Genomic DNA, 14,949 nt, shown 5'->3' on the forward strand with positions numbered 1-14,949 from the left:
CCCCGGGCAGGTCTGCGAGATGGGCCGCCACCACCTCGACCCCGCCCTTCACCACCTCTGCGAGGCCACCCTGGGCTGAGCGCCGGGGGCCGGTCGCCGACCGGAAAACCGAGTGAAGTGTGTCAGGGGTGAAACGTAGGCTCGGTGCTGATGAGCACCGTGTCTGAGAACCCCCCGCAGCCCCCTGACACACCGCCGGACGAGTCGCCGGACGACTCACCGCCGAAGGAGCGGTCGGCCGTGCGGTCGCTGTTGCGTCTGTGGCCCTATGTGCGGCCGGTGCGGGTGCGGCTGTTCTCGGCGGCGGTGGTGGCGATCGTCGCGTCCTGCACCGGGCTGGTCATCCCGCTGGTGCTGAAGTGGATCGTGGACGGGCCGGTCGCCGACGGCGATGCCGCCGGGGTGTGGTTCGGCGGCGGTCTGCTGCTTGCGGTCGGCGTCGCCGAGGCGGTGCTGTTCGGTTTCCGCCGGTGGCTGGTGGCGCGGCCGCTGGCCGGGGTGGAGGCGTCGCTGCGGGCGGACCTGTACGGCAGACTGCAGCGGCTCCCGGTGGCGTTCCACGACCGGTGGGCGAGCGGGCAGCTGCTGTCACGGGCGACGACGGACCTGATGCTGCTGCGGCTCTTCCTGGCCTTCCCACTGACGTTCCTGCTGGTCAACGGTGTGACGATCGTCGTGGGCTGCGTCATCCTGCTGATGCTGGACTGGACGCTCGGGCTGGTGGTGCTGGCCCCGGTGGTGCCGCTGGTGCTGCTGTGCTCGGTCTTCGAGGGCAGGTACGCGGTGGCCGCGCGCAGGGCGCAGGACCAGGTGGGCGATCTGACCACGGTCGTCGAGGAGTCGGTGCTGGGCATCCGGATCATCAAGGGTTTCGGTCGGCACCGCAGCCAGGCCCGGGCGTTCCGCGAACTGTCCGGCCGGCTTCTCGGCACGGAGCTGTACAAGGCGCGGCTGCTGGCCTGGATCTGGGCGGTCATCATGACGCTTCCGGAGCTGGCGCTCGGCGTGGTGCTGGTGCTCGGCACGGTCCAGGTGGCCGACGGCTCGCTGTCGGCCGGCACGCTGGTGGCGTTCCTGTCCACGGCGTTGGCGCTGCGCTGGCCGGTGGACTCGATCGGCTTCCTCCTCGCGATGAGCAACGAGGCGGCGACCGCCACGGACCGCTACTTCGAGGTGATGGACGAGCCGCTGCCGCCGGACGCGCCGAAGCCGACCGCCGCCCGTCCGGAGCCGTCCGAGGACGGCGCGGCGGGCGCGGAGGGCGGGGGGTTGCGGATGTCGGGGGTGCGTTTCCGCTTCCCCGACGCGCCGCCGACGGCGCCGCCGGTGCTCGACGGCGTGGATCTGCACATCCGGCCGGGCGAGACGATGGCGCTGGTCGGTGCGACGGGCAGCGGCAAGACGACGCTCACCGCGCTGGTGCCCAGGCTGCTGGAGGCGACCGGGGGCGCGATCACCCTGGACGGCACGGACGTGGCGGCGATGCCGACCGAGCGGCTGCGCCGCCTGGTCGCGGTCGCCTTCGAGGAGCCGACGCTGTTCTCCGCCTCGGTGCGGGAGAACGTGCTGATGGGCGCGGAGGACGCCGACGACGAGGCGGTGTGGCGGGCGCTGCGGATCGCGCAGGGCGCGGACTTCGTCGCCGCGCTGCCGGACGGTCTGGACACCCGGGTGGGCGAGCAGGGCCAGAGCCTGTCCGGCGGCCAGCGGCAGCGGCTGGCACTGGCCCGCGCGGTGGTGGGCCGACCGCGTTTCCTGGTGCTGGACGACCCGCTGTCCGCGCTGGACGTGCACACCGAGGCGCGGGTGGAGGCGGCGCTGCGGGAGGTGCTGGCGACCACCACCGCGCTGGTGGTGGCGCACCGCCCCTCGACCGTCCAACTGGCCGACCGTGTCGCGCTGCTGTCGGGCGGCCGGATCGCGGCCGTCGGGCGCCACGAGGAGCTGTTGCGGCGCAGCGCCGAGTACCGCCATCTGATGTCCGGCGCCGACAAGTCCGCCGAGGAGTCCGCCGACGAGTCCGAGCCGGGGGCCGGCGAGCCGGGTGGCGCCGCCCCGGACCGGGCCGCCGTCGGCCCGCGCGGGTACGCACACGACCGGCAGGGGGAGCGATGACCACCGTCACGGACGATCCGCGCGAGGAACACGCGGAGGAGGCGGCACCGGCCACGGACCCGTTCGACCGGGACGTGCTGCCGGCGCCGAGGGGCGCGGCGCGCCGGCTGCTCGGCTCGCTGCTGCGGCCCAACCGGGGCCGGGTCGCGGTCGCGGCGGGGCTGCTGCTCACGCAGCAGGCGGCGGTGCAGGCGGTACCGCTGCTGGTGGCGGTGGCGATCGACCGGGCGGTGCCGGCGGTGCGGGCGGAGGACTACGGCCCGCTGGTGGCCGTGGCGGTGGCGTACCTGGTGTGCGCGCTGGCGTCGGGCGGTCTGCAGTACCTGTTCGTACGGGTGGCGGCGTTCGCCAGCCAGCGCGTGCTACTGGACCTGCGCGGCCGGATCTACCGGCACGGCCAGGCGTTGAGCGTGGACTTCCACGACCGCTACACCTCGGGCCGGCTGATCTCGCGGGCGACGACGGACGTGGAGTCGCTGCGGGAACTGCTGGACGAAGGCCTGCAGGAGCTGATCCAGGTCGTCGTCTCCACGGCGTACATCACCGCGCTGCTGCTCTACCTGGACTTCGGGATCGGCGCGGCGGCCGTGGCCTCGTTCGTGCCGCTGCTGCTGCTCGTGCGGAACTTCCAGAACCGTTCGATGCGGGTGTACCGCAAGCGGTCCACGGCGATCGCCGCCGTCATCGTGAAGTTCGCGGAGACGATGAACGGCATCCGGCCGGTGAAGTCGTTCCGCCGGGAGGCCGCGAACGAGGAGGAGTTCAGGCGGCTGAACGACCGCCACCAGAAGGTGAACGGCGACTCGATCCTGGAGATGGCGCGTTACGTGGTGCTGTCCCGGCTGACGGCGAACGTGGCGGTGGCCGGGATCGTGCTGTGGGGCGCGTACCGGGTGGCCGACGACACGCTCGCGCTGGGCGTGCTGGCGGCGGCCGCGCTGTACGTGCGGCGGCTGTACGACCCGATCGACCGGCTCGGCATGTTCCTCAACTCCTACCAGTCGGCGGCCGCCTCACTGGAGAAGATCGCCGGACTGCTGGCGCAGGCGCCGTCGGTGCCGGAGCCGGTCGAACCCCGGCCGCTGCCGGAGAAGGAGCCGGGCCGGCCGGGTCGCACGGTGTGCTTCGAAGGGGTGAGTTTCGGCTACCGCACGGGCGGGGAGGTGCTGCCGGCCTTCGATCTGGAGCTGCCGGCGGGTCAGACCGTGGCGGTGGTCGGCGCGACGGGCGCCGGGAAGTCGACGCTGGCCCGGCTGCTGGCCCGCTTCTACGACCCGAGCGCGGGCCGGGTGCTGATGGACGGCGTCGACCTGCGGGACCTTTCCACCGCCGAGCTGCGGCGCGGCGTGGTGATGGTGACGCAGGAGGCGTTCCTGTTCAGCGGCACGGTCGCGGAGAACATCGCGATCGGTCGCCCGGACGCCACCCGGGAGCAGATCGAGGCGGCCGCGAAGGCGATCGGCGCGCACGGCTTCATCAGCGCGCTGCCGGACGGCTACGACACCGACGTGCGCAAGCGCGGCGGCCGCATCTCGGCCGGCCAGCGGCAGCTCGTCGCGTTCGCGCGGGCGCTGCTCGCGGACCCGGCGGTGCTGATCCTGGACGAGGCGACCTCCTCGCTCGACGTGCCGGGCGAGCGCGCGGTGCAGCAGGCGATGGACACCGTGCTGCGCGGACGGACGGCGCTGGTCATCGCGCACCGGCTGTCCACGGTGGAGATCGCCGACCGGGTGCTGGTGATGGCGGACGGCCGTATCGTCGAGGACGGCCCGCCCGGGGAACTCATCGCCGGTACCGGCCGGTTCGCCGCCCTCCACCGCGCCTGGCGCGAGGGCCTGGCGTGAGACCGAGCTGACCCGGTGGGGCCCGGGCGGGCCCCACCGGACGAGGGCTCAGGGGCGGTCGGCGGACGGGCGGTCCGCGCAGAACCAGACGTCGGTCAGGTCCTGGCCCACGTCCGGGGCGTCGGACCAGTCGCCGTTGACGTTGAAGGCCAGGACCTTCCGGCCGTCGCGGGTGCCGGCGGCGCTGCTCGCGGAGCCGTGGATGCCGCCGTCGTGGCCCCAGACGGTCACGCCGCAGGAGAGCCGCTGGGAGACGACGCCGAGGCCGTAGCGGTGAGCGGGTGCGTCCGGGACGGGCACGGCCTTGAACATCGCCCGCTGCTGCGCGGGCGGCAGCAGCCTGCCGCCGAGCAGCGCCCGGTAGAAGCGGGTGAGGTCGCCGCTGGTGGTGACGAGTTCACCGGCCGCGCCCGCGATGGTGGGGCTGAACTCGGTGACGTCGTGCACGGCCGTGCCGGGCCGGGGGCCCACGTACTTGGAGTAGTGGCGGACCGCCGGGCCGGGCAGCGTGGTGCGGCGGCCGGGCAGCAGCGTGGACGTCATGCCGAGCGGTTCCAGGACGCGGCGGTGGACCTCCCTGGCGTAGGGGCGGCCGGTGACCGCCTCGATGACCATGCCGGCGACCACGTAGCCGGTGTTGGAGTATTTCCAGTCCCGGCCGGGCGCGAAGTCCGGCTTGCGGCGTAGGGCGATCGCGACGAGTTCCTCGGGGCGGTAGGAGTCGTAGCGGTGTTCGGGGAAGCCGGTGGTGAGGCGCTGGTAGAACCGCTTGTCCTCGGTGTAGTCCGGCAACCCGCTGGTGTGCTGGAGGAGTTGGCGCACGGTGATGCGGTGGCCGTTGTTGCCGTTGCCCCTGATGAGTCCGGGCAGCCACTTCTCGACGCGGTCGTCCAGGTCCAACCGGCCTTCGGCCTCCAGTTGGAGCAGCACGGTGGCGACAAGGGTCTTGGTGATGCTGCCGGCCCTGAAGCGGTCGTCGACGGTGCGCGGCCGCGAGGTGTCGAGGTCGGCGACGCCGGCGGTGCCGGTCCAGGTGTGGTGCCCGCGCAGGGCGGTGGCCGCGGCGCTCGGCGGCCCGGCGGCGACGATGCGGTCGAGGGCGTCCTGGGCCGGGTCGGTACCGGGCCTCGCGCCGGAGGGGACGGTGGTCGCCCGTTCCCCGGTGGCGGCGTGGGCGGGAGCGGTCAGTGCGCCCGCGGTGACGGCGAGCGCGAGGACAAGCCCGGCGGCTGCCCGGCGGACGGCGGTTGGTCGCATGCTTCCACGGCCTTTCTGCGTGTTCGTGCGGTTTGGTGTCGATGACCCCCCGTCAGACCGGTCTGCACCGACAGACGCGGGCGGACCCGCGGCGGGTTGATTCGAATTCCGGACAGCCTCCGCCGCGCAACGGACGAGTTCACGCCAAGGCCGCGACCACCCTCCTGACATGTACGCGTCGCTCATGCGATCCTCTGGGCCATCCGGGACGCCCCCCACTTCCCTAGGAGCCCGTGTGACGACTCCCTCGACTCGCACGTCCACCTCCCGTCGAACCAGATCCCGTCGCCGCGCCACCGCCGTCGCGCTCGCAGCCGGCGCGGCACTGCTCGTGGCCGGACTCGGCGCCGCCCCCGTCGGCGCCGCCCCGCCCGGTCCGCCCGGCGCGGCCCCGGCCGCGCTCAGCCCCGGCGCCTACCTGGACCTCGTCCGCGCCGCGGACGCGCCGGAGGCCAAACGGGCCACGGCCAGGGAGCTCGGCCTTGGCGCGAAAGAGGCGCTCGAGGTCCGGAGTGTGGTGAAGAACAACAACGGCGACGTGCACGTCCGTTACGAGCGCACCTACGCCGGGCTGCCGGTCATCGGCGGCGACCTGGTCGTGCACCGCAAGAAGGACGGCACCACCAAGCGCGTCACCCGGGCCACCGACGCCGGCATCGCGGTGAACACCGACGCGCCCGCCGCGCACCGGCCGGCCAGGGCCGCGGCCAAGGGCAGCACCGAGCCGCGCAAGGTGGTGTGGGCGGGCGGCGAACAACCGGTGCTCGCCTGGCAGCGCGTCGTCGGCGGAACGCAGCCGGACGGCACCCCGAACCGGCTGCACCAGCTCACCGACGCCCGCACCGGCGAGACGCTGCTGGAGTACCAGGGCGTCCACAAGGGCACCGGCCACAGCATGTACTCCGGCGAGGTGAAACTGGGCACCACGGCGGACAAGGGCCGGCGCTACTCGCTGGTCGACGCGGCGCGCGGCGGGGCCCGCACCCACGACATGAACAACGGCCAGTCCGGTCAGGGCACCCTCCTCACCAGCCGCCGCGACGTCTGGGGCGACGGCACCCCGGGCAACCGGGAGACCGCCGCCGTCGACGCCCACCACGGCGCCGCGGTGACCTGGGACTACTTCCGCGACGTACACGGCCGCCAGGGCATCAGGGGCGACGGCGAGGCGGCGCTGACCCGGGTCCACTACGGCAACAACTACTCCAACGCCTTCTGGTCCGACGGCTGCTTCTGCATGACGTACGGGGACGGCGCGGGCAACGCCAAGCCGCTCACCTCGGTCGACGTCGCCGCCCACGAGATGGTGCACGGACTGACGTCGGCGACCGCCGGGCTGATCTACGCCGGCGAGTCCGGCGGCCTGAACGAGGCGACCTCCGACATCTTCGCCGCCGCCGTCGAGTTCCACGTGGACAGCCCGGTGGACCGCGCCGACTACCACGTCGGCGAACTCATCGACATCCGCGGCGACGGAAAGCCACTGCGCTACATGGACCAGCCGTCCCGCGACGGGCGGTCACTGGACTACTGGCGGCCGGGCGCCGGGAACGTCGGCGTGCACTACTCCTCCGGCATCGGCAACCACTTCTTCTACCTGCTGGCCGAGGGCAGCGGAAAGAAGGAGATCAACGGCGTCAGCTACGACTCGCCGACCTACGACGGCTCGGAGCTGGCAGGCATCGGCATCGACAAGGCGGCGGCGATCTGGTTCAAGGCGCTCACCGAGCAGATGACGTCGACGACCGACTACCAGGACGCCCGTCGCGCCACCGTCACCGCGGCCGGCGACCTCTACGGCGCGGACAGCGCCGAGGTGCGGGCCGTGGCGGCGGCCTGGACGGCGGTGAACGTCACCGGTTGAACCGGGTGGGCAGTCCGGGCCGGACGGCCCACGGCCCGGGCCCCGGGGCTGTCACGCCCCGGGGCCCGGGCCCTCGCGCGGTCCCGGCGCGACGCCGCCGCGTCAGCGCAGCGGCATGCCGGAACCGACCGTTCCAGGGGCGGCGTCCGACGGCGCGGCGGCCAGACCCAGTTCCGCCCCCGAGGCCAGCAGCGGATGCGCGGGAAGTACCCGGACCGTGTAGCCGAACGGGCCGGTGCGGTCCAGTGCCAGCGGGCCCTCGAAGGTCCAGCGGCCCTCCAGGTCGGCGCCGCCGACCGGCTTCAGCGGTACGGTCACCGGCTCGGTCAGCGTGTCGGACTCGTCGACCCGGCCGGCCACCGCCTGCACCTCCACATCCGGCGCCGCCAGTTCGCCGAGGTTGATCTGGGCCCTCAGCGACAGCGAGGCGCCCAGCTCCAGGCTGTCGCCGGTGGCGCCCTGCGCCTCGACGTGCTCGACCCGCACCCGCGGCCACTGGTCGCGTACCCGCGCCTTCCAGTCGGCGAGTTCGGCCGCCGACTCCCCGTCCAGTTCGCGGTGGGCGCGCGCGGCGGGGGCGTAGAGGGTGTGCACGTAGTCCCGCACCATGCGGTCGGCGAGCACCTTGGGGCCGAGCCGGTCCAGGGTCTGCCGGATCATCTCCAGCCAGCGCCCGGGACGCTCGTAGAAGCAGGGCGCGACCTGCTCCTCCAGTGCCTCGTACAGCGCGGCGGCCTCGATGGCGTCGCGGCGCTCGGCGGTCAGGCCGGAGCCGTCGGCGCTGGGGATCGTCCAGCCGAAGTCCGGCTCGTACCACTCGTCCCACCAGCCGTCGAGGACGGAGAGGTTGAGGCAGCCGTTCAGCGCGGCCTTCATCCCGCTGGTGCCGCAGGCCTCCAGTGGGCGCAGCGGGTTGTTGAGCCACACGTCGCAGCCGGGGTAGAGGCGGCGGGCCATGCCCATACCGTAGTCCGGCAGGAAGACGACGCGGTGCCGCACCCGGGGGTCGTCGGTGAAGCGGACCAGTTCCTGGATGAGCCGCTTGCCGCTGTCGTCCGCCGGGTGGGCCTTGCCCGCCACGACGATCTGCACCGGCCGCTCCGGATGCAGCAGCAGCCGGGTGAGCCGTTCCCGGTCGTGCAGCATCAGGGTGAGCCGCTTGTAGGACGGCACCCGCCGGGCGAAGCCGATGGTCAGCACGTCCGGGTCCAACACGTGCTCGATCCAGCCGAGTTCGGCGGGCGAGGCGCCGCGCTGCCGCCAGGAGTCGCGCAGTCGGCGGCGGACCTCGTGGACGAGCTGTTCCCGGAGCGAGCGGCGGATCGCGGTCAGCTTGGCGTCGCTGAACGCGCCCTGGTGGGAGGCGATCTCGGGGGCCGTCCAGGTGGGCGCGTGCACGCCGTTGGTGATCGACTCGATGGGCACGTCGGCGGGGTCGAAGCCGGGCCACAGCGCGGCGAACATCTGCCGGCTGACCTCGCCGTGCAGTGTCGAGACGCCGTTGGCGCGCTGGGCGAGCCGCATCCCCATCACGGCCATGTTGAACAGGGGCGGCTCACCGGCAGCCGGCTTCTCCATGCCGAGTTCCAGGACGCGGGCCGCGTCGACGCCGGGCAGCTCGCCGTCGTCGCCGAAGTGCCGCTGCACCAGCTCGCGTTCGAAGCGGTCGATGCCGGCGGGCACGGGGGTGTGGGTGGTGAAAACGGTACCGGCGCGCACCGACTCCAGCGCGGCGGCGAAGTGGGCGCCGTCGTCCATGAGTTCACGGATGCGCTCCAGGCCGAGAAAGCCGGCGTGTCCCTCGTTGGTGTGGAACACCTCGGGCTCGGCGTGGCCGGTCAGCCGGCAGTACGCCCGGACCGCCCGCACGCCGCCGATGCCCAGCAACATCTCCTGGAGCAGCCGCTGTTCGCGTCCGCCGCCGTAGAGCCGGTCGGTGACGTCCCGCTCGGCCGGGGCGTTCTCCTCCACCCCGGAGTCGAGCAGCAGCAGCGGCACCCGGCCCACCTGGGCCTGCCAGATCCTGGCCCGCAGCGAGCGCCCGGCGGGCAGGCTCAGCGCCACCTCCGCCGGGCTGCCGTCGGCCTCCCGCAGCAGCTCCAGAGGGAGTTCGTCGGGGTCGAGCACCGGGTAGCGCTCCTGCTGCCAGCCGTCCCGGGAGAGCGACTGGCGGAAGTAGCCGTGCCGGTAGAGCAGTCCGACGCCGATCAGCGGGGCGCCGATGTCGCTGGCCGCCTTCAGGTGGTCGCCCGCGAGGATGCCGAGCCCGCCGGAGTACTGCGGCAGCGCGGCGGTGATGCCGAACTCCGGTGAGAAGTAGGCGATCGCCCGGGGCAGCGGCTCGGCGGCCTGCTGGTACCAGCGGGGTTCGGTGAGGTAGTCGTGGAGGTCGCCGGCGGCCAGTCCGAGCCGGCGCAGGAAGCCCCGGTCCGTCGCCAGCCGGGCCAGCCGGGCCGCCTGGATCGTGCCCAGCAGCCTCATCGGGTCGCCGCCGGAACGCTGCCAGCCCTCCGGGTCGGCGTGACGGAACAGCTCGGTGGTGGGCGGGTGCCACGACCAGCGCAGGTTGCGCGCCAGCTCGCTCAGTGGCCGCAGTGGCTCGGGGAGGACGGGACGCACGGAGAATCGACGAATGGCCTTCACTCCTCGAAGGTAGCGGCGGCTTGCGCCCCAAGGGTGCGGTTCATGGCGTTTCGGTCGACTTCACCCTCTGGAGGCAAGATCGTCCGAGACATGGCAGGAAGCTGCCGTCCCGTGGGAGGCCGAGACGCGGCCGTGACAGGCGTGTTGCACGGTGACCACGGTGTTCCGGCCGTGTCGCAGGGCGGCCGGGGATATGGATTCGGCCACTCACCGGCGCTGATGATGTGGACGCGCCGGATCGGGAGTTCGAACGTCAGACCCGACCCGGCAACCGTGTTCGCATTTCCATCGGGGGAATCACGCCATGCAGAGACAACGCTTCGCCACGCTGCTCGCCGCCGTCGCGGTCGCGGCCTCGCTCACCGCCTGCGAGGACCCGGGCGGCGACCAGGCCGCACCCACCAGCCCGCCGCCCAGCCTGCAGCCCTCCGACTCCCCCTCCCAGGAGCCGACCGACGAGCCGACCGACGAGCCGTCGGAGAAGCCGGCCGAGAAGCCGACGGACGAGCCCACCGACGGGTCGGACGACAAACCGGGCGACGGACCCGGCGCGCAGCCGGGCGGCAAGGTCGACGCGAACGCCGGACAGACCCTCCCGCTCGGCAAGACCTCCCGTCTCACCCACCGCTCGGGCGACGAGAGCGGCGTTGTGGACGTCACCCCGAAGTCCGTGGTCCGGGGCAAGGCGAGCGACCTGGAGAACGTCCGGCTCAACGGCCCGGAGCGCGAGCTGACGCCGTACTACGTCACCGTCGAGTACCGGTACGTCAGCGGGGACGGCCCGCGCGGCTCCGCGCTCCAGGTCGCCACCCGGCTCCGCGACGACCGAGGTGAACAGGCCAAGCTGCTCTTCAACTACAAGGACACCGTCAAGCCCTGCGTCAACGAGTCGTTCGAACGACTGACCGAGGGTCAGCCGGTGACCACCTGCCGGGTGTACCTGGTGGCGAAGGGGCAGACGCCCAAGGTGGTCGCTCATCAGGGTGACTACAAGATCGAGCCGGTGTTCTGGAGGACCGGTTACTGACTGGCCGCTGACCGGCCGCTGACCGATCACGATCGATGACGACCGATCGCTGATCGACCACACGCCATACCGACGCGCGGGACGGGTTGACATGTCAACCCGTCCCGCTTTTGTCGTCGACAGGCGCCCGTCGGACGATTACGCGCCCCCGCGCGATGGGCAGTCTCCTGCCGCGCACCCCGCGCGCCTCCCCAACCGGCTCACCGGGCCGCCCCGACCGCGGCCCGAGGCGTTCGGAGGAGGCGTGCGACGCATACGCAAGACCCCCAGCCGAGTGAACGCGGACAGGAGCGGTCATGCACGCAGCCAGCAAGGCACCCCCGGAGCGGATACAAAGTACAAAACCTCCCGTTTCTACACCAGGTGAGCCCATGATCGGTCGCATTCCCATCCTGGACGTCAAGCCCCTCGTCGACTGCGGTCGGCGCCCCGCGAGAGCGGTGGTGGGCGAGACCTTCCAGGTTTCCGCCACCGTCTTCCGGGAAGGGCACGACGCGGTCGCGGCGAACGTCGTGCTGCGCGACCCGGCCGGGCGCAGCGGTCCGTGGACACCGATGCGGGAGCTGGCCCCCGGCACCGACCGGTGGGGCGCGGAGGTGACACCGGACGCACCCGGCCGTTGGACGTTCTCCGTGGAGGCGTGGAGCGATCCGCTGACCACCTGGCGGCACCACGCCTCGGTGAAGATCCCCGCCGGCGTCGACGTCGAGCTGACCCTCACCGAGGGCGCGGAGCTGCACGAGCGCGCGGCGGCCGAGGTGCCCAAGAGCGACGGCCGCGCGGTGGTGCTCGACGCGGTGGACGCGCTGCGGGACGGCAGCCGCGCCCCCGCCGACCGGCTGGCCGCCGCGCTGGACCCCAAGGTGACCGCCCTGCTCGGCCGCCACCCGCTGCGCGAGCTGGTCTGCGCGACCCGCGCGCTCCCCCTCCAGGTGGAACGCCGCCGCGCGCTGTTCGGGTCGTGGTACGAGTTCTTCCCCCGCAGCGAGGGCGCTGTCCTGGAGCCCGGCCGGCCACCCGTCTCCGGCACCCTGCGCACCGCCGCCGAGCGGCTGCCGGCGGTCGCCGCGATGGGCTTCGACGTGGTCTACCTGCCGCCGATCCACCCCATCGGCGAGTCGTTCCGCAAGGGACCGGGCAACTCGCTGACCGCCGGACCGCACGACGTCGGCTCGCCCTGGGCGATCGGCTCGGCGGCCGGCGGCCACGACGCCATCCACCCGGACCTGGGCACCTTCGAGGACTTCGACCACTTCGTGGCACGCGCGAAGGAGCTGCGGATGGAGGTGGCGCTGGACTTCGCCCTCCAGTGCTCGCCCGACCACCCCTGGGTGCGCGAACACCCCGACTGGTTCCGCACCCGCGCCGACGGCACGATCGCCTACGCGGAGAACCCCCCGAAGAAGTACCAGGACATCTACCCGATCCACTTCGACGGCTCACGCGAGTCCTACCGGCAGATCGTCGACGAGACCCTGCGCGTCCTGCGGCTGTGGATGGACCACGGGGTACGCATCTTCCGCGTCGACAACCCGCACACCAAGCCGGTCGTCTTCTGGGACAAGGTGATCACCGAGATCAACCGCACCGACCCCGACGTCGTCTTCCTGGCGGAGGCCTTCACCCGCCCCGCGATGATGCACACCCTGGCCCGGGTCGGCTTCCAGCAGTCGTACACCTACTTCACCTGGCGCAACACCAAGCAGGAGCTCACCGACTACGTCACCGAGCTGGCCGGCGACGCCGCCGCCTACATGCGGCCGAACTTCTTCGTCAACACGCCCGACATCCTCAACGCCTACCTGCAGCACGGCGGCCGTCCGGCCTTCGAGATCCGGGCCGTGCTGGCCGCCACCCTCTCCCCCACCTGGGGCGTCTACTCCGGCTACGAGCTGTGCGAGGCACAGCCCGCCGAGCCCGGCAGCGAGGAGTACCTGAACTCGGAGAAGTACGAGCTGCGCCCGCGCGACTGGGCGGGCGCCGAGCGGCACGGCCAGACGATCAGCCCGCTGATCACCGCACTCAACCGCGTCCGCCGCAAGCACCCCGCGCTGCAGCAGCTACGCGACGTGCGGTTCCACCGAACGGACAACCCTCACGTCCTCGCCTACTCCAAGCGCAGCAACGCTCCCTACCTCGACTCGGTACTCGTGGTGGTCAACCTCGATCCGCACCACACCCATGAGGCCACCGTGTCGTTGGATATGGCAGAACTCGAAGGTTTTGGCCTCACCCCGGCTCAGGCACGTGGCGCCGAACCCTTTCCGGTGCGCGATGAGCTCACCGGCGAGACCTACCACTGGGGCAGGGACAACTATGTGCGCCTGGAGCCCGGCAGAGCCGATGTTCCGGCCCCGGCGCACATCTTTGCCCTGCGACCGTCCTCACAGACCGGAGGGTCACCCAACGATGAGCGTCAATGAGCCTGTCCCCGACACGTTCGAGGACACGCCCGCCAAGGACCGCGATCCCGAGTGGTTCAAACGGGCCGTGTTCTACGAGGTCCTGGTGCGGTCGTTCCAGGACAGCAACGGCGACGGCGTAGGCGATCTGAAGGGCCTCACCGCGAAGCTCGACTACCTGCAATGGCTGGGCGTCGACTGCCTGTGGTTGCCGCCCTTCTTCAAGTCACCGCTGCGGGACGGCGGTTACGACGTCGCGGACTACCAGTCCGTGCTCCCGGAGTTCGGCGACCTGGCCGACTTCGTGGAGTTCGTGGACGCCGCGCACCAACGCGGCATGCGCGTCATCATCGACATGGTGATGAACCACACCAGCGACCAGCACGAGTGGTTCCAGCAGTCCCGCACCGACCCCGACGGGCCGTACGGCGACTACTACGTCTGGGCGGACGACGACACCCGCTACGCCGACGCGCGCATCATCTTCGTCGACACCGAGCAGTCCAACTGGACGTTCGACCCGGTGCGCAAGCAGTACTACTTCCACCGGTTCTTCTCCCATCAGCCGGACCTCAACTACGAGAACCCGCGCGTCCAGGACGAGATGATCTCCGCCCTGCGCTTCTGGCTGGACCTGGGCATCGACGGCTTCCGACTCGACGCCGTGCCCTACCTGTACGCGGAGGAGGGCACGAACTGCGAGAACCTGCCGCGGTCGCACGCCTTCCTCAAACGCGTCCGGGCCGAGATCGACGCCAACTACCCGGACACCGTGCTGCTCGCCGAGGCCAACCAATGGCCGGAGGACGTCGTCGACTACTTCGGCGACTACACAAGCGGCGGCGACGAGTGCCACATGGCGTTCCACTTCCCGGTGATGCCGCGCATCTTCATGGCGGTCCGCCGGGAGTCCCGCTACCCCGTCTCCGAGATCCTCGCCAAGACGCCGGCCATCCCGTCCGGCTGCCAGTGGGGCATCTTCCTGCGCAACCACGACGAGTTGACGCTGGAAATGGTCTCCGACGAGGAACGCGACTACATGTACGCCGAGTACGCCAAGGACCCGCGGATGCGGGCCAACATCGGCATCCGGCGCCGCCTCGCCCCGCTGCTGGACAACGATCGCAACCAGATCGAGCTGTTCACCGCGCTGCTGCTCTCCCTGCCGGGCTCGCCGATCCTCTACTACGGCGACGAGATCGGCATGGGCGACAACATCTGGCTCGGCGACCGGGACGCCGTGCGCACGCCGATGCAGTGGACCCCGGACCGCAACGCTGGCTTCTCCTCCAGCGATCCGGGCCGCCTCACGCTGCCGGTGATCATGGACCCGGTCTACGGGTACCAGGTGACCAACGTCGAGGCGTCGATGAGTTCGCCGTCCTCGCTGCTGCACTGGACCCGGCGAATGATCGAGATCCGCAAGCAGAACCCCGCCTTCGGGCTGGGCGAGTACCACGAACTCCCCTCCTCCAACCCCGCCGTCATGGCCTACATCCGGGAGATGAAGCTCCCGGCCGGCAGCGGCAGCGAGGACGACGTGGTGCTGTGCGTGAACAACTTCTCGCGCTTCCCCCAACCCACCGAACTCGAGCTGGGCGCCTTCACCGGGCGCCAGCCGATCGAACTGCTCGGCGGCGTGACCTTCCCCTCCGTCGGGCCCCGGCCGTACCTGCTCACCCTCGCCGGGCACGGCTTCTACTGGTTCCGGCTGCGCAAACCGCACCACGCCGGCAACCTGCTCTGACTCCACCGCGTCCCGGCGGCCACCCCGCCGGGACGCGGTGGAGTCAGAGC

Annotated in this window: 8 protein-coding genes; 6 read left to right on the plus strand and 2 right to left on the minus strand. The window is 71.9% G+C overall.

Going from position 1 to position 14,949, the window contains the following annotated elements:
* Positions 1–150 precede the first annotated feature (150 nt).
* Both FNX44_RS13965 and FNX44_RS13970 read left to right on the plus strand, forming a co-directional pair.
* Entirely contained in the window at positions 151–2,115 is a 1,965-nt protein-coding gene (locus FNX44_RS13965) for an ABC transporter ATP-binding protein (protein ID WP_143648531.1), read from the plus strand.
* Positions 2,112–3,959: an ABC transporter ATP-binding protein gene (locus FNX44_RS13970; protein ID WP_143648533.1), complete on the plus strand. Its 1,848-nt coding sequence runs from the start codon at positions 2,112–2,114 to the stop codon at positions 3,957–3,959. Before FNX44_RS13965 ends, FNX44_RS13970 begins: the two co-directional genes overlap by 4 nt.
* Before the next feature lie 48 nt (positions 3,960–4,007).
* Here FNX44_RS13970 and FNX44_RS13975 read toward each other — a convergent pair whose 3' ends face one another.
* Positions 4,008–5,216 carry a serine hydrolase domain-containing protein gene (locus FNX44_RS13975; RefSeq protein ID WP_143648535.1) on the minus strand — a complete coding sequence of 403 codons (1,209 nt, stop codon included), beginning with the start codon at positions 5,214–5,216 and terminating at the stop codon, positions 4,008–4,010.
* Between the two features lie 235 nt (positions 5,217–5,451).
* Between FNX44_RS13975 and FNX44_RS13980 the strand changes: the two genes are divergently transcribed.
* Positions 5,452–7,080 (plus strand): M4 family metallopeptidase, encoded by a 1,629-nt coding sequence (locus tag FNX44_RS13980; RefSeq protein WP_323369339.1) that lies wholly within the window; start codon positions 5,452–5,454, stop codon positions 7,078–7,080.
* Positions 7,081–7,182: 102 nt separating this feature from the next.
* Here the strand turns inward: FNX44_RS13980 and glgP are convergent, their stop codons facing one another.
* Entirely contained in the window at positions 7,183–9,723 is a 2,541-nt protein-coding gene (gene glgP, locus FNX44_RS13985; RefSeq protein ID WP_143648539.1) for an alpha-glucan family phosphorylase, read from the minus strand.
* Between the two features lie 304 nt (positions 9,724–10,027).
* Here glgP and FNX44_RS13990 point away from each other — a divergent pair, with 304 nt between their 5' ends.
* The 3 genes from FNX44_RS13990 (at position 10,028) to treS (ending at position 14,899) form a co-directional block, all read left to right on the plus strand.
* On the plus strand, positions 10,028–10,750 hold the full coding sequence (locus FNX44_RS13990) for a hypothetical protein (RefSeq protein ID WP_143648541.1): 723 nt from the start codon (positions 10,028–10,030) through the stop codon (positions 10,748–10,750).
* A 371-nt stretch (positions 10,751–11,121) separates the two neighbouring features.
* Positions 11,122–13,173 (plus strand): alpha-1,4-glucan--maltose-1-phosphate maltosyltransferase, encoded by a 2,052-nt coding sequence (locus FNX44_RS13995; protein ID WP_143648542.1) that lies wholly within the window; start codon positions 11,122–11,124, stop codon positions 13,171–13,173.
* Positions 13,160–14,899: a maltose alpha-D-glucosyltransferase gene (gene treS / locus FNX44_RS14000; protein WP_143648544.1), complete on the plus strand. Its 1,740-nt coding sequence runs from the start codon at positions 13,160–13,162 to the stop codon at positions 14,897–14,899. Before FNX44_RS13995 ends, treS begins: the two co-directional genes overlap by 14 nt.
* Positions 14,900–14,949: the final 50 nt, after the last annotated feature.

It is taken from the genome of Streptomyces alkaliterrae (genome assembly GCF_007097205.2).
GTDB lineage: Bacteria > Actinomycetota > Actinomycetes > Streptomycetales > Streptomycetaceae > Streptomyces > Streptomyces alkaliterrae.

What these genes read in the sequence shown, in the direction of transcription:
- FNX44_RS13995 (WP_143648542.1), top strand. Translation starts at nt 11,122, where the DNA reads ATGATCGGTCGCATTCCCATCCTGGACGTCAAGCCCCTCGTCGACTGC.
- treS (WP_143648544.1), top strand. Translation starts at nt 13,160, where the DNA reads ATGAGCGTCAATGAGCCTGTCCCCGACACGTTCGAGGACACGCCCGCC.
- FNX44_RS13975 (WP_143648535.1), bottom strand. Translation starts at nt 5,216, where the DNA reads ATGCGACCAACCGCCGTCCGCCGGGCAGCCGCCGGGCTTGTCCTCGCG.
- FNX44_RS13970 (WP_143648533.1), top strand. Translation starts at nt 2,112, where the DNA reads ATGACCACCGTCACGGACGATCCGCGCGAGGAACACGCGGAGGAGGCG.
- FNX44_RS13965 (WP_143648531.1), top strand. Translation starts at nt 151, where the DNA reads ATGAGCACCGTGTCTGAGAACCCCCCGCAGCCCCCTGACACACCGCCG.
- FNX44_RS13990 (WP_143648541.1), top strand. Translation starts at nt 10,028, where the DNA reads ATGCAGAGACAACGCTTCGCCACGCTGCTCGCCGCCGTCGCGGTCGCG.